This is a genomic window from Saccharopolyspora dendranthemae (genome assembly GCF_007829955.1).
Taxonomy (GTDB): domain Bacteria; phylum Actinomycetota; class Actinomycetes; order Mycobacteriales; family Pseudonocardiaceae; genus Saccharopolyspora; species Saccharopolyspora dendranthemae.
Genome location: NZ_VIWX01000002.1, coordinates 461,343 through 478,139, shown reverse-complemented (window position 1 = coordinate 478,139; position 16,797 = coordinate 461,343). Strand labels below are relative to the sequence as shown.

Genomic DNA, 16,797 nt, shown 5'->3' with positions numbered 1-16,797 from the left:
AACCGAACTCATCGGAAGGTGTTCCTTCGTCGTCCCGGAACTGCCCTGCGGTTGCGTCGCTCTCGTCGGACACCCCACCACCCGATCAACGTCACGTGGACGCTGCCGTCCCAACACACCTGGATATCTACAGTGTGCCCCAGCACCCGAGCTGACGCACAGCGCTGGTGTCGCTCGCTCGAACGGCCGCAGGGCCTCAGAGCACTGCGCTGCTGCTTTTGAGCCGCGGGATCCTCTGAAGTCCGGTCAGGCTCGGTAGCGTTGGATCAGCGGGCACTGGAAGGGGTCACGCGCGCGAAGTCCCACCGCGTTGAGGTAGTGCACCACGATCTGGTACGAGCGCCAGAGGCCGGTCTCGACGTAGGCCACGTCGTGTTCGGCGCAGTGGGCCTGCACGAGCGGTTTGGCCAGTTTGAGGTTCGGGCGGGGCATGCTGGGGAACAGGTGATGCTCGATCTGATGGTTCAGCCCGCCCATCATGAAATCGGTGAACGCACCGCCGCGGATGTTGCGGGACATCACGACCTGGCGACGCAGGAAGTCCACCTTCATGTCGGCGGGCACGATCGGCATGCCCTTGTGATTCGGCGCGAACGCCCCACCCAGCAACACGCCCAACACCGCCAGCTGCAGACCGGCGAACGCGGCGGCCTTGCCCACCGGCAGCACCGCTAGCAGCACCGCCGCGTATCCACCGAGCCGCACGGCGATGAACCACAGCTCCACCCACCGGTACCGGTCCGTCTTCTGCCCCAGCAGCGTCCGCACGCTCGCGACGTGCAACTGCAGCCCTTCCAGCGTGAGCAGCGGGAAGAACGCCCAACCCTGGTGGCGGGTCAACCGCGCCGCGAGACCGGTCCTCGGTGCGGCGTCGGCCGGGGTGAACGCCAACACGCCCGGCCCGATGTCCGGATCCCGGTTCTCCTGGTTGGGGGCGCTGTGATGCTTGTTGTGCTTGCCCTTCCACCAGGTGTAGCTCAGTCCGGTGAACAGCCCGGAGATCACCCGGGCAGACCAGACGTTCCACCCCTTCGAGGTGAACACCTGGTGGTGGGCCAAATCGTGGCCGAGGAAGCCGAACTGGGCGCTGACCAAACCCAGCACCGCCGCCGGCACCAGCTGCCACCAGGTATCGCCGAGGAGTGCCACCGCGACCCCCACCAGCGCGAGGGAGGCCACCACCGCCACGATGCGCGTCCAGTAGTAGCCGTAACGGCGGCGCAGCAGCCCCTCTTGCCGCACCATGCGCGACAACGCGGTGTAGGTGCTGACGTGCCGCTGCTGCGGTGAGAGCGCCGTGGGAGGAGCTGATGTGTCCGGGGGAGGAGACGTTTCTGTTGACAACGCGTTTCCCACTTCCTGAGCCGGGCGCCCTGTCGTCCGCGACGCGCCTGAAACCGGTTCGGTTTCCATGCCCGCCGGGAAATATGGCAGGGGCCACCTTCCGTCGCTGCACACAGGAGTTCCCACGGCACCCGTGACCCAAACACCACCGGTTGGGGGAGCTGCTCAAGAGCGGTCGAACAGAGCGACCGCGCTCCGCGGTGCTTCCCGGCCGAAGAAGATCTCCAAGTTCTGCGCCGAGCGGCGGGCGACGTCGCCACTGCGGTCGACCACGCGCCTGGCGTCCTCGCCCGGGCGGACCGGGGTGAGGAACTCGCTGTGCAGACCGGATCCCCAATTCCTTTCGAGAATCCGGACGCTCACGGCCGCACCAGGACCTTCAACGCCTCGCGGTTGGCCATGGCGCGGTAGCCCTCGGGCACTTCGTCGAGGCGGACGGTGCGGTCGAACACCTTGCCCGGCTCGACCTTCCCCTCGAGCACGTCGGGCAGCAATTCCTCGATGTAGGCACGCGCCGGCGCGACACCGCCGGTGAGGGTCATGTTGCCGAAGAACATCGGGTCGAACCCGATCGGCCCCTCCTCGTACTGCGGCATACCGACCCGACTGACCGCACCACCCTTGCGCGTCACTCCGAACGCGGTCTCCAGCGCCGGCTTCGTCCCCACGCACTCCAGGACCCGATGCGTGCCGTCACCACGAGTCAGTTCCCGGACCCTCTCGACGCCCTCGTCACCGCGCTCCGCGACGACGTCGGTGGCACCGAAGTCACGACCGAGGTCGGTGCGGTCAGCGTGCCGCCCCATCAGAATGATCCGCTCCGCGCCGAGCCGCCTCGCAGCCAGCACCGCCGACAGACCGACGGCGCCGTCACCGACCACGGTCACGGTCGTGCGCTGGTTCACCCCAGCGGTCACCGCGCAGTGGTGGCCGGTGGGGAACACATCGGACAGCGTCAGCAGCGAGGGCAGCAGCGCCGAATCCTCACCGACGGGCAGTTTCACCAGCGTGCCCGCCGCCTGCGGCACGCGGACCGCCTCACCCTGGCCACCGTCGACGTCGCCGGCGGCCCAGAAACCACCGTGCCGGCAGGACGTCTGCAAACCCTCGGCACAGAAGTCGCAGGTGTTGTCCGACCACACGAACGGCGCCACCACGACGTCGCCCGGCTTGAACCCGGACACCGCCGAACCAGTTTCCTCGATCACGCCGAGGAACTCGTGCCCGATCCGATCACCGTGCTCGGACGTCGGATTCGACCCGTACGGCCACAGGTCGCTGCCGCAGACGCACGTGCGCAGCACTCGAACGAGGGCATCGGTCGAATGCTGCAGCTTCGGGTCGGGTACGTCCTCCACGCGAACGTCGCCCGCGCCGTAGATCAAAGTCGCTTTCATGAGCACTCACTTCCACAGTCTTGCCTGCACACCCAGTCCATCGCGTCGCGTCGACGCGTGACAGGGCCCGTCGTGCCAGGTATCAGGAGTACCCCTCGGATCCGGTGATGACACACGCATGCCGTCGGCTTCGGGAGCGCGAGAACGCGTGCCTGCTGGCTCCGCCCCGAGTCAACCGAGATCGTGGGCAGCCAGGTACTGCTCTTCGGTGGGCCATCACCGTCTTCTCGGTCCCGCCGTGCCAGTGCTCTTCTCCCATCACACCGGCTCGACTTCGTGCCGTTCATCGATGGTTTCGATGTTCCGCTCGTCCTCAGTGGACAAATCGGTGCCAGGTCAGCTCTTCTCGGCCTCGGCCGGGTCGGGTTCGTTGTGGTCCTGGGTGGCGGCCCAGCTGGCGAGCATCTTCAACGCATCCGCGGTCGGGCTGTCGAACGGTGCCGTGTAGATGTTCAGCGTCAGTCCCGGTTCCGAGGGCAGTTCCATCGACTCGTAGTCCAGGTCGAGCTGACCGACGACCGGGTGGCGCAGGCGCTTGCGGCCGCTGCGGTGCAGCTGCACGTCGTGCGAGGCCCACCGCTCGCGGAACAGCTCGCTCTGCGTCGAGAGCTCCCCCACCAATTCGATCAGCGCGCGGTCGTGCGGATTGCGGCCTGCCTGCAGGCGCAGCATCGCCGCGGCATCGTTGGCGATCTTGTCGAAGTCCACGAAGAAATCCCGAGCGGCCGGATCCAGGTAGACGAACCGCGTGGTGTTCGCCGGGCGCCGGGGATCGGCCAGCACCGGCGCGTACAGCGCACGACCGAGGGTGTTCATCGCCACGATGTCGTGGCGATCGTTGCGCACCCACGCCGGAGCGTCGCTGATCGCGTCGAGGACCTGCTGCACGGTCGCACGCACGCTGGTCGGCACGGTGGTGCGCCGCCGACGGCCAGGGCCCGCCGCGCGGGCCAGGCCGAACAGGTGTTCTCGCTCGGCCTCGTCCAGCTGGAGCGCCCGCGCCAGGTTGTCGAGCACGTTGTCGGAGGCACCGGCCAGGGTGCCTCGCTCCATGCGGACGTAGTAGTCCACCGAAACCCCCGCGAGCATCGCGACCTCCTCGCGGCGCAGGCCCTTGACCCGCCGATTACCGCCGTAGGCCGGCAAACCGGCCTGCTCCGGTGTGATGCGCGCCCGCCGCGAGCTGAGGAACTCGCGGACCTCGGCGCGGTGGTCGCTCTGGTCCATGCACCCAACGTAAGCCACTGGCCGCAGCACAACCAGGTACTGGTGTTACCTGGAAAACCCGGTCCTCCCCCGGCCGGCGCTCCGGCGGAAACCCGCTGAAGGCGCCGCGGTTCGGCGGGTTTCCTCCCGTTCACGTGAGCTGTAAACGAGGTGGCCGGAGCACCTCACCGTCGAGCTCGTCAGAGGCCGACCATGGACATGCCCGCAGAGTTGTAGCGGTCGCCCTTGACCCCGGTTCGGGCGGCGAGGGCGTCGAGGTCGGCCACCTCATCGGCCGACAGGGCGACCTGGGTGGAACCGGCGTTCTCGTCGATGCGCTCGGGGCGGCGCGTGCCGGGGATCGGGACGATCCACGGCTGCTGGGCCAGCAGCCAGGCCAGGGCGACCTGACCTGGGGTGACACCCTTGTCCTCGGCGAGCGCGCGGACCTGGTCGACCAGGGACCGGTTGGCGTCGAGGTTGCCGGCGGCGAAGCGCGGAATGGTGTTGCGGATGTCGCCCTCGGTGAAGTCGGACGTGTTGACCGTACCGGTCAGGAATCCCTTTCCGAGCGGGCTGAAGGGCACGAACCCGATCCCCAGCTCGGCGCAGGCGGGCAACACCTCGGGTTCTGGGTCGCGGGTCCACAGCGAGTACTCGCTCTGCACAGCGGTCACCGGGTGCACCGAGTGCGCGCGGCGGATCGTGCCCGCACCGGCCTCCGACAGCCCGAAGTGCCGGACCTTACCGGCCTGCACCAGCTCGGCCACTGTCCCTGCGACGTCCTCGATCGGCACGTTCGGGTCCACCCGGTGCTGGTAGAACAGATCGATCGCGTCGATGCCCAGTCGCTGCAGGGACTCGTCGGCGACGCGACGGATCTGCTCCGGCCGGGAGTTCGTGCCGACCATCTTCCCGTCCTGGATGTCCCACCCGAACTTGGTGGCGATCACGACCCGGTCCCGAAGAGGCCGCAACGCCTCGCCGACGAGCTCCTCGTTGACGTACGGGCCGTAAACCTCGGCGGTGTCGAAGAAGTCGACCCCCGACTCCTCGACGGCGTACCGGATCACCCCGATCATGTCACCGCGGTCACCGGGATTGGGCCCGTAGCTCTGGGACATGCCCATGCAGCCCAGACCGATCGCCGAGACCTCCAGACCTTGACCAAGCGTGCGCGTGTGCATCGTGCGACTCCTCCTCATGCTTCCGGGATCTCGACGCCGAAGTTCTCGCGGGTGACTTCTCCGGCTCCGGGCCACCCCGAACACCGGTGTCCAGACCGTCGATCGCGGCGAGCTGATCAGCCGTGAGCTCGAAGTCGAAGATCTGGAAGTTCTCCGCGATGCGCGCCGGGGTGACCGACTTCGGGATCACCTGGCGCCCCTGCTGCAGGTGCCAGCGCAGCATCACCTGCGCCGGGGTCTTGCCGTGCCCATCGGCGATCCCGCGGATCACGGCATCCTCCAACGTGGAGCCCTTGGAACCGTCGCGGTAGAAGGTGATCCCGCCGATCGGCGACCAAGCCTGGTTGAGGATACCGCGTTCGGCGTCGTAGCCCAGCAGCTCGGACTGCCGGAAGTACGGGTGCACCTCGATCTGGTTCACCGCAGGCACGACTTCGGTCTCAGCCAGCAGCCGGTCCAGGTGGCCGGGCATGAAGTTCGAGACACCGATCGCGCGGACCTTGCCGTCGACGTGCAGCTTCTCCAGCGCCCGGTAGGCCTGGATCGTCAGGTCGAACTCACCGGGCAACGCCTGGTGCAGGATCAGCAGGTCCAGCTGCTCGACTCCGAGCTTGCCGACCGCCTTGCCGTAGGCGTGCAACGCCGCATCGTAACCGTAATCGGTGATCCAGACCTTGGTCTCCAGGAACACCTCGTCCCGGGACAGACCCGAACGCCGGACCGCCTCACCGACCTCCCGCTCGTTGCCGTAAGCCGCGGCGGTGTCGATGTGCCGGTAGCCGACCCGCAACGCCTCCGCCACCGCTGCGGTCGTCTCCTCCGGCGCCGACTGGAAGACGCCGAACCCGATCGATGGCATCACCACGTCGTTGTTCAGCCTGAACGTCGAAATCGTCATGCCCTCGACGCTAAGCCCACCGCGACCCACCTGGGAGTGTCCACTCAGCCGGGTACTCCCAGTACCCCGATTGGATCACCGGCGAACGCGCGGTAGCACCTGGAACCGCGGTCGAGCAGGAACCCATCGAGCAGTTTCGGGAGAACTGGGCCCCTCGTGGATTCCTACCGGAGAACCTTCACCCCGTCGCTGAACTCACGGCGGACCTGGCACTCGCGAACGCGTCCCGGAGTGCTCCCGGTGAACTGTGGAGACGCCCTGCCCTGCGTCTCGGGTCAGGTTCGGAAGCACCGGGCAGGATGACCAGGATCACGGGCCCCCGCCGGCTTGGGCCGGTGTTGCTTCGGGTAGGCAAGGGCTTGGCATGTGTGCTCGCCCGTCGTTGTGGCCGCACCGCCTGTGATGCGTGCAGAGAGGTGTGGATGGAACACGAGGCCCTGGGGTCCGTGGCCGGAGCGGTGCTCGGGCAGCGAAGCGTGCTGGTGATCTTCGCGGTGGGGGCCGTGCTGCTGGGATCGGCCTCGTGGTTGGTGGCCCACCGCCGCGGCTGGCGCCGAGTGCCCGCCGTGCTCGCCGGGGTCAGCCTGGCGCTGGCCTTGTCGGTGACCCAGGGCCGCCAGCCCTTTCAGTTCGTCGAGCTGAACTTCTCCGCTTGCGCGCTGACCTCGGGCGCAGCGGGGCTCAACGAGGCGGCTCTGAACGTCGCCATGCTGATGCCACTGGGGTTGTTCGCCGCTCTGGCCACCGGTCGCATCGTGGGCGCCGTGCTGTTCTGCGTGGCCACTTCGGTGGTCTTCGAGGTGGCGCAGGGAATGTTCGACACCGGTTCCTGCGTCGGGCAGGACGTGCTGAGCAACAGCATCGGCGGAGCGTGCGCAGCGGTCGTCGGCGGGGTGGTGGCCCGGCGTTGGCTCCAGCGTCCCCAACGCGCCACCTGAACCGGCACGTTTCCGTCAATCCGCCTGGTACACCGGGGCGACGTAGGCGAAAATGGTTGCGAATGGTTCACGTGGTGCGCGGGATCGTCGCGGGTGCGGTCGGCACGACGTCGGCCTCAGGCGAGGACGCGTTTCGTTTCGATGCGCACGCCTCCGCTGGCCCGGCCTCCGCACACGCTCGCGATGCTCAGGCAGTAGCGCACCCACATGTTCAGCTGCATCTCCTTGGCCAACCGGAGCCGGGTGTAGAGGAGGTGCACCAGCCTGCTGCTCGGCCGGGCCCACGTCTCGATCTCGAAGAGCACTGTGTCGTCCTCCGTCACGGCGCGGAACTCGATCTGCCCCGCTTCGAGGTGCCCCCTCAACGTGACGAAGCGGAAGCGGTCGGGACCGCAAGCCACGACGCGCACGGGCCCGTCCCAGGGACCGGGCATGCGCACGACGAACTCGTCGCCGAGACGCATGTCGTCCATGCCTCCCCTGGTCTTGTAGAACCGCACCACTTCGGTGGGCGCCGCGCAGTTGAGGTCCTCCTTCACCCGCAGCATCAGTTCGTCGGGATGATGTGCTCCATCCACGACCCGCACGCTGAACAGGCGGTGGTAGAGCTCGCCGACCCCTGCCACGGCCGGCTGGCAGCGCTCGTCGAGCAGCTCCTCAGGGACCTCCGGCGGCAACCGCTCATCGGTGTGCACGCACACCTCGCTCCGGTGCAGAGGCGTGGTCTGCCACAGGTAGCGCCAGGAGATCAGCGCCACGCCAATCAGCCACTTCGCGAGCAGGGTGATGTACCCGGTGGTCTTGGCCATCTCGTTCCCTTCGCGGAACCAGCTGGAAACAGGGATGCTGGCATGGTCCCCCTGTCGAGCCAGGATCACACGTCAGCGAGGTGTCATCGGTGATCGCGCTACTACACCGGATCGGTCTGCGCAGCGCGTACTTGCAGATTGCTTCCATCGGAGCGATAGGCCTCTGCATCGGCCTGTGGATCCGGGCCAAGACCGTCGACCAGGCGGAGCGGGGCAACGCCGAGCGCAGGGCTCTGTTCGTCGGACTGTGGCCGCCCACCCTGTGGCTGGTCGGCGACAGCCTCCGCGAGGTGGAGTGACCGGCTCGCGGGGTGACCTGCTCGCCGGGGTGGATCACCTCGCGGCACTGGAGGACCTGGGACGACGACAGGTCAACTACTCGGCCGCGGAGGTGCGCGAGCCGGCCTGGAACTTCGATGCCCACCGCCGTTCCCTCGGCTCGGAAGAACCCGGCCCACCCGAGCCCGGCGGTGTCTGGGAGACGGCCTGCCGGCTGGTCCGCGACTACGAGTTCGCCGTTCCCCGTCGGATTCGTGCGATCTACCGGCGCGATTCCCCGCTGCTGGGCCGGGACATGCTGTTGGAAGGCGCCTTCTACGGGCTGCGGTTCCACATGGGTGTGCGCGTTACCGAGGTGCTCGACGAGTCCAGCCCCGAGCGGGTGTGGGGCTGGTCGTACGAAACCCTCGAAGGGCACATAGAACGCGGGAAGATGAGCTACCTGGTGATCAAGCACCCCACCTCGGGCCGCGTGGAGTTCCTCGTTTCCGGCTACTCACAGCACTCCCCCGGCTTGGCCCCCCTGACGCGACTGGGCTGGGCCGCGTTCGGCAGGAGCACGCAGCTGCGCTTCTACCGCCACTGCGCCGCGCGGATGGATCGACTCGTCACGGAGAGCCTGGAGGGTCGTGCGCCGGGCCCGGCACGCGAGGCGGACAGCGTCGTTCTGGCTCCGTCCGGCATGGTTGCGCACCGGTTCGGCGGCGTTCACCTCCGCCTCGACCACCCCGGCTGACCAGCCCGGTGCGATCCGCTGCGGTGCAGAGCGCTCAGCACAAGCCGATCGCGGCTGGAAATCCGGAGACCTGCTCGACGACGTGGTGAATCGCCTGCGTGAACGCGTCACTCCCGACGGCAGAAGGGTTTTCGTCCCAGTGACGAAGCGTCGTGATCGACGACGCCCGCAGCACCGAACCAGCAACCCCACTCCTCACCGAACGCGTGGGAACAGCGCGGGTCCGAGCAGAGCACGACGTCGGGGTCGATGCTTCGCCGCCGGCCCGCCCGGACAGGTTTCACGTGCTCCGGCTTGGGAATTCTCGTGGCAGGAGACAGCCGAGAGTCGAGCTCGTCTTGGGCTTCCCTTTCGCGAACGCGCCTCGCAGTGAGGAGGAGACGGGAATGACCAGCATGATTCCGGAAGCGCCGGAGATGCCGCAGCCCTGCGATGAATGGGAGGATCTACATCGGGCGGCTTGCGCCGCTGGCCGGTGGGCCGCAGGCGACTTGATGAAGCGTTGCTCGGCGTGGCAACTCAGTCGCGAGGGCCAAGCCAGCGTGCACATCGAGCCCGCTGATTCACCCGTAGCCGCCTGGTTGGTCCAGAACCGCCACGCCACGCTGACCGATGCCGGCACGGGCGTCCGCCAGGACTTCGTACTCGGCTCCCGGCACGCAGAACCCCGCCCGCCCGTAGCTGGAGAGCCCGCATCGGTGTTGGTCAGCCACGCCTATGCCGCCGCCTACTGCACCGTCCTCGCCGAGGAAGCCGGCGTCACCACCACGGTCCACATCACGACGTCCCACCAGTAGAAGCCGACGTGCGTCCTGGTAACCGCGCACACGGATTCGTCGCGGTTGCTGTCCGGCCGATCCGCTGGATCGGGTTCTCCTCGCGTGCTCGGCGAAGCACACCTGTCACTAGCGCTGCTCGCTGATCCACACCGTTTTGGCGTTGACGAACGCCCGAGTGCCGAATTCGGCGAGTTCACGTCCGTAGCCGGAGTCCTTCGCTCCGCCGAAGGGAACTTCGGGCGTGGAGGTGGTCATCTTGTTGATGTACATCATCCCGGTCTCGACCTCGTTCACGAATCGCAGCTGCTCTTCGCGGTCCCTGGTCCAGGCGCTGCCACCGAGGCCGAATCGGGAGTCGTTGGCGATGCGGATGGCCTCGTCGATGTCAGCGGCCCGCCACAGCAGCGCGACCGGGCCGAAGAACTCCTCCCGGTGCGCGGGAGAGCCGTCTGGGATGTCGGTGATCACGGTCGGCGGGTAGTAGAACCCCGGCCCGCCGAGCGGCTTGCCACCGGCGAGCACCCGGCCCCCGGCCGCCTCGGTGTCGCGGACCTGCTGGTCGAGTGTGTCCACGGCCTCAGCGGAGGACAGCGGGCCCAGGTCGGTGCCGGAGTCGGTCGGGTCACCGGTTCGAAGCGCCTCCATCCGTTCGACGAACAGGCGCGTGAACTCCCCGGCGACGTCGTCGTGCACCACGAAGCGCTTGGCGTTGATGCAGGATTGCCCGTTGTTCAGCAGCCTCGACGCCACAGCGTTGTTCACGGCGTCGTCCAGGTCGGCCGAGGGCATCACGATGAAGGCGTCACTACCGCCGAGTTCCAGAACGCTGGTCTTGATGCTGCGGCCCGCGGCCGCCCCGACTTGACGGCCGGCTCCCTCACTTCCCGTCAGCGTCACCGCGCGCACGCGCTCATCCTCGATGAGTCCCTCCACGGCGCTGGACGGAACCAACAACGTCTGGAACACACCGTCGGGAAACCCGGCTCGGCGCAGAACGTCTTCGATCGCCAGCGCCACCTGCGGCACGTTCGAAGCGTGCTTGAGCAACCCGACGTTGCCCGCCATCAGCGCGGGCGCGGCGAAGCGGAAGACCTGCCAGTACGGGAAGTTCCAGGGCATGACCGCCAGGACGGGGCCGAGCGGCTCGTAACGGGTGAACACCGCATCGCCCTCGATGGGCCAGGACTCGTCGGCGAGCATCCGCTCGGCCTGCTCGGCGTAGTAGCGGCACCCGGCGGCGGACTTGCGCACCTCGGCCACCGCGGCTGTGATGGTCTTCCCCATCTCCAGCGTCGCGAGCTCACCCAGCTCCTGAGCTTCCTCGTCCAGAATCTCACCGGCCCGGTGCATCCATCGGCTGCGCTGCGCGAACGTGGTGAGCCGAAAGTCCTCGAACGCCGCTGTCGCACGTTCCAGAGCTTCCCGCACCTGCCGGTCGTTCAACGCGTCGAATTCGCGGATCAGTTCGCCAGTGCTCGGGTTCGTCGTCGCGATAGCCACGCTCGTGCTCTACCCGGACACGCTCGTTCGCAAACCATGCCGCGACGGGATCCCAGCGCTGCGCAGCTCACGTCTGGCGGAACTCGCAGCTACGAGCCCTGCGCGCGAGGGTGAGCGCGGGCGTGGTGGGGAATACCGTTACGACCGACGCCGTGCGATCGAACAGTCACACGAAGGCCTGGCCCCGTCGAGATCGGCTGCTTTCCGCGGGAGCGAGGAGGAGGTCGTAGTGAGCACGGAGAACCGAACGTCCGCGCAGGACCGGTACGTGAGCACCGCCGAAACCCACGCCGGCGCTGTGATCTTCATCGGTGATCGCGTGTACAAGCTGAAGAAGCCGATCGATCTGGGGTTCTTGGACTTCCGCGATCGGGAGGCGAGGTTGTGGGCGTGCCGGCGCGAACTGGAGCTCAATCGCCGCCTCGCCCCTGACGTGTACCTGGGCCTGGTGGACATCGGCCCCTCGGGCGACGACCCGTGCGACCACGCGCTCGTCATGCGCCGCATGCCGGAGGAGCGGTCATTGGCCGCACTCGTCGAAACCGGATCTCCGGTTGATGGCGCGGTTCGTGAGATCGCCGAGGAGCTGGCGGATTTCCACGTCCGCGCGGAGCGCGATGAACCGGTTTCAGCGGAAGGCTCTCCGAATGCGGTGATGCAGCGCTGGGACGACAACATCGCCGGATTGCGGGATTTCGGTACCGGGCTGCTAGATGCGGAAATGCTCGGCGGGATCGCCGACCGCGGTCGCGATTTCCTGGACGGACGAGCGCCACTGCTGGAGCGGCGCGTCCACGCCGGCCGCATCGTCGATGGACATGGGGACCTGCTGTCGGAGGACATCTTCTGCCTCGACGACGGCCCGCGGATCCTCGACTGCCTCGAGTTCGACGACAAGCTGCGCCGGCTGGACGCCTGGGACGACGCCGCCTGCCTCGCGATGGACTTGGAGTATCGCGGAGCTCCCGACCTCGCGCAAAGATTCCTGGGCTGGTACGGACAGTACAGCGGCGATGTTGCTCCCACGTCGCTGGGCCATTTCTACACCGCTTACCGCGCACTGGTTCGGACGAAGGTCGCTTGCGCCAAGCACGCACCAGGCGACGACGCGACGGCGGCAGACGCTCGCGACCACCTCCGCTTGGCCGCCGACCACATTCGGAGGGCAGTACCGCAGCTGGTGATGATCGGAGGTCCGCCCGGTTCCGGGAAGACCACGCTCAGCGAACAGGTCGCCGCCCGCCTCGGCCTCCACTCGTTGTCCAGCGATCGCGTCAGGAAGGAGCTGGCGGGGCTCTCCTCCGCGGACTCCGCCGCGGCGGATTACCAGTCCGGTTTGTACGCTCCCGAACACACCGATCGGACCTACCGGGAACTCGCCGACCGCGCAGCCGAGCTGCTCACCCACGGCGAATCCGTCGTGCTGGACGCTTCGTGGTCGCGGGAACAGCATCGAGAACTCGCAGTCGACGCGGCCCGGCGCACGCGCAGCACAGCGGTCGCCCTGCAGTGCACGGCCCCGAGCACGACCACTGCCGAACGCCTCCGCCACCGTCACCGCACGGCCTCGGACGCCGATGAGCGCGTAGCCCAGTCGCTTCGCGGCGACACCGACGAATGGCCGGAGGCGATCCGGATCGACACGACGAGCTCAATCGCTCGCTCCGCCGATGACGCGATCGAGGCCCTGATTTCAAGCGCACCATGACCTGGTCGGCCAACACCTGCTGCAGAGCGCGCCGCAGTGACCTCGTCGCTTAAGACGTGGGTGCGTAGAAGTTCGTCGTGGCCTCGACCGCGGCAGCCACCACGTCCGGGCTGGCGCCCGAAGCGAGGTGGGCCTCTCCCCAGGCTTGACTGCTGCGCGTCAGGAAGTCCTTGGCCTCGGGCGTGTGCTGCCACGCGTTCTCCTCGAAGTCCTCGCCGCCCAGGTACTCGGCCAGTCCGTACAGGCCGGTGTCCCAGCCGACACCGACCGCGCCCGGTCCGAACCTGCCCCAGAAATCAGGGTCGACGACCGCAGCGTGCTCGAGCTCGAGGACCGCCGCACCATCGCCCCCCGTGGTCAACCGGATCTCCACCTCGGAGATGTCCTTCTCCGAGGTGTTCTCACCGAGGATCCACGTCACCTTCAGCAGGCTCGGCGGCTCGCAGCGCAGGATCTCACCCCACGCGTTGCCCTCGAGTTGGTACGTCCCACCGACTCGGAGTTCGCCGGTGACCGGCAGGAACCAGCGCTTGAGCCGTTCCGGGTCCGTGCAGGCGTCCCAGACGTCGTCGATCGTCGTGTCGTAGCTGCGCCGCAGCAGCACGACTTTGCCCTCACCGGCGGGGATGTTCTTTGCGCCCAGTTCCCGGTGGACGACGTTGATCCTGTCCACGATGTCGTTCATGGTGCTTTCCTTCGTTCGCGCTTGCCTCGGGCGAGTTCGGTCGCCAGCGCATCCAGGCGCTGCGTCCAGAACTTGCGGAAGTGGGCCAACCACTCATCGACCTCCTGCAGGGGCGCGGTATCAACCGCGTACAGCCGCCGGGTGCCCTCCGCTCGGACCACGGCGAACCCGTGCTCCCGTAACACGCGCAGATGCTGCGAGACCCCCGGCTGGGAAATCCCGAACTCCTCCTGGACGGCGGCGGTGATCGCGCCGGAGGACTGCTCGCCATCGGCGAGCAGTTCCAAAACCCGGCGTCGCACCGGGTCACCGAGAACGTCGAACGCGTGCACGGCGACTAGAATAGCACTCCCCACTTATATAAGCCATGACTGGTACTAGGGCTGTCCCTCCGGCTCGTCCAAGCCGATACCGCGGCCCGCTCGGCTTCCGAGGTGTTTGAGGCGCAACGGCCACGGCAACCCGGATTACGGCCCCTTTCGCCGAGCGCCTGGGAGGAAGACGTGGACACTCGCACTCCGATGGCCCTGGTGACCGGCGCATCGACCGGCATCGGGCGGGAGTTGGCGCGGTGCCTCGCACAGGACGGCCACGACATCCTGCTGACCGCGGAGAACGCCCAGGTACACGACACCGCGCGCCAGATGGAGCGGATCGGCGCGAACGTGGAGACCGTGCAGGTCGACCTCACCGAGCGCGGTGGCGTCGAAGAGCTCGCCGGGCGGGCCGCCGCGACCGGGCGACCGATCGACGTAGTGGTGCTCAACGCCGGCGTCGGCTCCGGCGGGTCCTTCGCGGGCGAGACCGCCCTCGACGATCAATTGCGAGTGGTCGACCTCAACGTGCGCTCCACGGTGCACCTGGCGAAGTTGCTCGTTCCCCGAATGGTCGAGCAAGGCCACGGCCGGGTGCTGTTCACCTCCTCGATCGCGGCGACCGCACCCGGGCCCTTCCTCTCCGTCTACAACGCCTCGAAGGCGTTCGTGCAGTCCTTCGCGCAGGCGTTGCGCGAGGAGCTGCGCGGAACCGGCGTGACTGTCACCGCCTTGCTGCCCGGCCCCACTGATACCGAGTTCTTCAACCGAGCCCGGATGCGAGACACCAAGATCGGGGCCGGCCCCAAGGACAGCGCCGTGACCGTCGCGCGTCAGGGTTACGCCGCGATGGTCGCCGGCCGCGACTCCGTGGTCGCCGGCTCGCGCAGCAACCGGGTGCAGGTCGCGATCTCGCGAATCATGCCCGAGCGGCTGATGGCCGCGATCCACCGCCGGCTCAGCGCCCCGGGTACCGCCAGATCATGACCGGGCCGTATGGGACCCACGCTGAGCACATCACACACGTGGTAGCGACAGCACGTTCTTCAAGGTCAGACCCTCACCGGCTGAGAAGGGGCTCATTCATGGACACACCACCGGCGAACGTCTCGCAGCGGAGGTTGCTGTCGATCTACCTCAACGACCACCTCGCCGGTGCCACCGGTGGCGTGGAGCTGGCCGCTCGCGCCGCGCGCGCCAATCAGGGACGAACACCCGATATCTCGGCGCGCGTCAGGGCGCTGACCGAAGAAGTCCGTGCAGATCGCCGAAGCCTGCAGGAGATCATGGCCACGCTCGGTGCGAAACCTGCGCACTACAAGGTGTTCGCGGCGTGGTTGGGCGAAAAGGCGGGCCGGTTCAAACCGAACGCAGGAGTGTTCCGACGCTCCCCGTTGAGCGCGTTGATCGAGATCGAAGCCCTCTACTTGGGAGTGCAGGGCAAGGCGAGCGCCTGGCGCACCCTCCTCGCGGCTGCCGAGCGGGAAACCGACCTCGACGCGCAACACCTGCGAACGCTGCTCGATCGCGCCCAGCAACAGCTCACCGAACTCGAAGACCTCCACCACGAGGTAGCCACGCAGGTGTACGGCGCGCGCGGACACAACCCGTCGTGACACTCCGGACTCGCTCGACGGCCCAGCTGCTGGTCGCTGCCCACCCAGCACGGCCGATCACCTCCAGCGCATCACGTTCGCCTGCAACCGGCCCGGCCGCGCTGGGCCGCGCGCAGCTGCACGTGCGGCACTGCCCGGTGCTGTGGCGCGGACGTGGAATCCGCAGGATTCCGCATGCCGGTGGTGGTCGCACCGGACGACCTGCGGGCGAATCTCGCGCAGCACTGGGACATCACCGCCGACCACTACACGAGCGCCTTCACACCGGACGTCTTGCAGAAGCTCGACCCGGAAACCACCCGGGAGATGGGCTTCGAGGTCAATGTGGACGGCGCCAAGGTCGATGACAGCGGTCGCGTGCTGCTCCCGATCTGGCCGCTGCGCGCCACCCGGCGCTGAGCCCGCGGCAGCAGAGGCGATCACCCCAACAACGGAAGGTGCATTGATGCGCGCGGAAAACGACGAGTGGGACATCGCGACCAGTGTCGGAGTGACGGCACTCGGCGTGGCCGCGGGACGCGCGGTGGAAACCTCTCGCGAGGACGGTCTCGTGCACGACCCCTACGCTCAGGCCTTCGTCGACGAGGTACCTGCGGACACGTTGCCCGCCGACTTCCTCGGGGACGAGATCTGGCGGGAGCAGGCCACCTACATCGGCGTCCGGTCCCGGTTCTTCGACGAGTTCTTCACCGACGCTTCGACGGCTGGTGTGCGGCAAGCTGTGGTGCTGGCGGCTGGGCTCGACACGCGCGCGCTGCGACTGGCGTGGCCCGAGAACGCCGCTGTGTACGAGATCGACCAGCCCGCAGTGCTCGAGTTCAAGGACGACGTGCTGTCCCGGCACCAGACCACCGGAGCATCCCGCGGCAGGCGCACCGTCATCGGTGTCGATCTCCGGCACGACTGGCCCACAGCGCTGATCCAGGCCGGCTTCGACCCCAACCTTCCCACTGCGTGGCTGGCTGAGGGACTCCTGCCCTATCTCCCCGCGGCAGCGGAGGAGGCGCTGTTCGCCGACATCCAGAAGCTCTCGGCGCCCGGTAGCCGCGTTGCCGTGGAACACGTCGCCCAGTCCATGGACGCCGTGATGGACGACCCCAAGTTCCAGTCCCTGTCCGAACGCATCGGCATCGACCCGCGTGAACTGTTCTACAACGACGCACCACGACAGGATCCGGCCGAACGCCTCCGCAACGAAGGCTGGACCACCACGGCGAACACCGCATCCGAACGCGCGCAGAGCTATGGCAGGCCGCTGCCCGCCGGGATCGAGCCGCTCATGGGCCAAGTGCAGCTGCTGACCGCCACGCGGACCAACTGACACGACGTCGCGGGCTCGGAGCGCCTGGAGTCACTCCGAGCCCGCGACCACTCTGGGCTTCCCGATGCCCCTCGGCGATG

General features: G+C 67.8%; 18 protein-coding genes and 1 pseudogene. 9 read left to right on the top strand and 10 right to left on the bottom strand.

Translation table 11 applies throughout. From position 1 onward, the window contains the following. Positions 1 to 246 precede the first annotated feature (246 nt). The 6 genes and pseudogenes from FHU35_RS11110 to FHU35_RS11085 form a co-directional block, all read right to left on the bottom strand. A complete protein-coding gene (locus FHU35_RS11110; RefSeq protein WP_145738413.1) occupies positions 247 to 1,245 on the bottom strand; it encodes a fatty acid desaturase family protein in 999 nt (332 codons plus the stop codon). Between the two features lie 264 nt (positions 1,246 to 1,509). After that, positions 1,510 to 1,707 (bottom strand): hypothetical protein, encoded by a 198-nt coding sequence (locus FHU35_RS11105; RefSeq protein ID WP_145738412.1) that lies wholly within the window; start codon positions 1,705 to 1,707, stop codon positions 1,510 to 1,512. Next, the gene (locus FHU35_RS11100; protein WP_145738411.1) at positions 1,704 to 2,741 is read right to left on the bottom strand and encodes a zinc-dependent alcohol dehydrogenase family protein; all 1,038 of its coding nucleotides are present in this window, start codon (positions 2,739 to 2,741) and stop codon (positions 1,704 to 1,706) included. Before FHU35_RS11100 ends, FHU35_RS11105 begins: the two co-directional genes overlap by 4 nt. 336 nt (positions 2,742 to 3,077) lie before the next feature. Next, entirely contained in the window at positions 3,078 to 3,968 is an 891-nt protein-coding gene (locus tag FHU35_RS11095; RefSeq protein WP_145738410.1) for a helix-turn-helix transcriptional regulator, read from the bottom strand. A gap of 179 nt (positions 3,969 to 4,147) precedes the next feature. Then, a complete protein-coding gene (locus tag FHU35_RS11090) occupies positions 4,148 to 5,134 on the bottom strand; it encodes an aldo/keto reductase (protein ID WP_145738409.1) in 987 nt (328 codons plus the stop codon). A gap of 14 nt (positions 5,135 to 5,148) precedes the next feature. Further along, a pseudogene (locus FHU35_RS11085) lies at positions 5,149 to 6,032 on the bottom strand (aldo/keto reductase). Positions 6,033 to 6,454: 422 nt separating this feature from the next. Here FHU35_RS11085 and FHU35_RS11080 point away from each other — a divergent pair. After that, a complete protein-coding gene (locus FHU35_RS11080) occupies positions 6,455 to 6,970 on the top strand; it encodes a VanZ family protein (protein WP_186459375.1) in 516 nt (171 codons plus the stop codon). A gap of 116 nt (positions 6,971 to 7,086) precedes the next feature. Here FHU35_RS11080 and FHU35_RS11075 read toward each other — a convergent pair whose 3' ends face one another. Then, positions 7,087 to 7,779, bottom strand: coding sequence for a DUF1990 family protein (locus FHU35_RS11075; RefSeq protein ID WP_145738407.1), 693 nt, complete (start codon positions 7,777 to 7,779; stop codon positions 7,087 to 7,089). Positions 7,780 to 7,868: 89 nt separating this feature from the next. Between FHU35_RS11075 and FHU35_RS11070 the strand changes: the two genes are divergently transcribed. The 3 genes from FHU35_RS11070 to FHU35_RS11060 all read left to right on the top strand — a co-directional run bounded on the left by FHU35_RS11070 (position 7,869) and on the right by FHU35_RS11060 (position 9,591). Further along, positions 7,869 to 8,078 carry a hypothetical protein gene (locus FHU35_RS11070; protein ID WP_145738406.1) on the top strand — a complete coding sequence of 70 codons (210 nt, stop codon included), beginning with the start codon at positions 7,869 to 7,871 and terminating at the stop codon, positions 8,076 to 8,078. Then, positions 8,075 to 8,794 carry a DUF1990 family protein gene (locus tag FHU35_RS11065; protein ID WP_145738405.1) on the top strand — a complete coding sequence of 240 codons (720 nt, stop codon included), beginning with the start codon at positions 8,075 to 8,077 and terminating at the stop codon, positions 8,792 to 8,794. Before FHU35_RS11070 ends, FHU35_RS11065 begins: the two co-directional genes overlap by 4 nt. A 386-nt stretch (positions 8,795 to 9,180) precedes the next feature. Continuing rightward, on the top strand, positions 9,181 to 9,591 hold the full coding sequence (locus FHU35_RS11060) for a hypothetical protein (protein WP_145738404.1): 411 nt from the start codon (positions 9,181 to 9,183) through the stop codon (positions 9,589 to 9,591). 108 nt (positions 9,592 to 9,699) lie between these two features. Here FHU35_RS11060 and FHU35_RS11055 read toward each other — a convergent pair whose 3' ends face one another. Continuing rightward, positions 9,700 to 11,073, bottom strand: a complete 1,374-nt coding sequence (locus FHU35_RS11055) for an NAD-dependent succinate-semialdehyde dehydrogenase (RefSeq protein WP_145738403.1) — start codon at positions 11,071 to 11,073, stop codon at positions 9,700 to 9,702. On the opposite strand from FHU35_RS11055, the gene FHU35_RS11050 reads away from it, so the two are divergent. Beyond that, positions 11,045 to 12,781 (top strand): bifunctional aminoglycoside phosphotransferase/ATP-binding protein, encoded by a 1,737-nt coding sequence (locus FHU35_RS11050; RefSeq protein WP_246110238.1) that lies wholly within the window; start codon positions 11,045 to 11,047, stop codon positions 12,779 to 12,781. The two genes, FHU35_RS11055 and FHU35_RS11050, sit on opposite strands and share 29 nt — an antisense overlap. 49 nt (positions 12,782 to 12,830) lie before the next feature. Here FHU35_RS11050 and FHU35_RS11045 read toward each other — a convergent pair whose 3' ends face one another. Both FHU35_RS11045 and FHU35_RS11040 read right to left on the bottom strand, forming a co-directional pair. Continuing rightward, entirely contained in the window at positions 12,831 to 13,466 is a 636-nt protein-coding gene (locus tag FHU35_RS11045; RefSeq protein WP_145738402.1) for an SRPBCC family protein, read from the bottom strand. Beyond that, on the bottom strand, positions 13,463 to 13,798 hold the full coding sequence (locus tag FHU35_RS11040) for an ArsR/SmtB family transcription factor (RefSeq protein ID WP_145738401.1): 336 nt from the start codon (positions 13,796 to 13,798) through the stop codon (positions 13,463 to 13,465). The genes FHU35_RS11045 and FHU35_RS11040 overlap by 4 nt, the downstream gene beginning before the upstream one ends. 171 nt (positions 13,799 to 13,969) lie before the next feature. Here FHU35_RS11040 and FHU35_RS11035 point away from each other — a divergent pair, with 171 nt between their 5' ends. From FHU35_RS11035 to FHU35_RS11020, 4 genes are all read left to right on the top strand, one after another. Beyond that, complete coding sequence (locus FHU35_RS11035; protein WP_246110237.1) at positions 13,970 to 14,767, top strand: SDR family NAD(P)-dependent oxidoreductase; 798 nt, start codon at positions 13,970 to 13,972, stop codon at positions 14,765 to 14,767. A gap of 134 nt (positions 14,768 to 14,901) precedes the next feature. After that, positions 14,902 to 15,396, top strand: a complete 495-nt coding sequence (locus tag FHU35_RS11030) for a hypothetical protein (protein ID WP_246110236.1) — start codon at positions 14,902 to 14,904, stop codon at positions 15,394 to 15,396. A 174-nt stretch (positions 15,397 to 15,570) separates the two neighbouring features. Next, positions 15,571 to 15,795 carry a hypothetical protein gene (locus FHU35_RS11025; RefSeq protein WP_145738399.1) on the top strand — a complete coding sequence of 75 codons (225 nt, stop codon included), beginning with the start codon at positions 15,571 to 15,573 and terminating at the stop codon, positions 15,793 to 15,795. 46 nt (positions 15,796 to 15,841) lie between these two features. After that, entirely contained in the window at positions 15,842 to 16,717 is an 876-nt protein-coding gene (locus tag FHU35_RS11020; RefSeq protein ID WP_145738398.1) for an SAM-dependent methyltransferase, read from the top strand. The last annotated feature ends 80 nt before the right edge of the window (positions 16,718 to 16,797 follow it).

Coding starts and splice junctions, on each gene's coding strand:
- FHU35_RS11100 (WP_145738411.1), bottom strand. CDS start 2,741: ATGAAAGCGACTTTGATCTACGGCGCGGGCGACGTTCGCGTGGAGGAC.
- FHU35_RS11020 (WP_145738398.1), top strand. CDS start 15,842: ATGCGCGCGGAAAACGACGAGTGGGACATCGCGACCAGTGTCGGAGTG.
- FHU35_RS11045 (WP_145738402.1), bottom strand. CDS start 13,466: ATGAACGACATCGTGGACAGGATCAACGTCGTCCACCGGGAACTGGGC.
- FHU35_RS11090 (WP_145738409.1), bottom strand. CDS start 5,134: ATGCACACGCGCACGCTTGGTCAAGGTCTGGAGGTCTCGGCGATCGGT.
- FHU35_RS11095 (WP_145738410.1), bottom strand. CDS start 3,968: ATGGACCAGAGCGACCACCGCGCCGAGGTCCGCGAGTTCCTCAGCTCG.
- FHU35_RS11080 (WP_186459375.1), top strand. CDS start 6,455: ATGGAACACGAGGCCCTGGGGTCCGTGGCCGGAGCGGTGCTCGGGCAG.
- FHU35_RS11110 (WP_145738413.1), bottom strand. CDS start 1,245: ATGGTGCGGCAAGAGGGGCTGCTGCGCCGCCGTTACGGCTACTACTGG.
- FHU35_RS11025 (WP_145738399.1), top strand. CDS start 15,571: ATGCCGGTGGTGGTCGCACCGGACGACCTGCGGGCGAATCTCGCGCAG.
- FHU35_RS11075 (WP_145738407.1), bottom strand. CDS start 7,779: ATGGCCAAGACCACCGGGTACATCACCCTGCTCGCGAAGTGGCTGATT.
- FHU35_RS11060 (WP_145738404.1), top strand. CDS start 9,181: ATGACCAGCATGATTCCGGAAGCGCCGGAGATGCCGCAGCCCTGCGAT.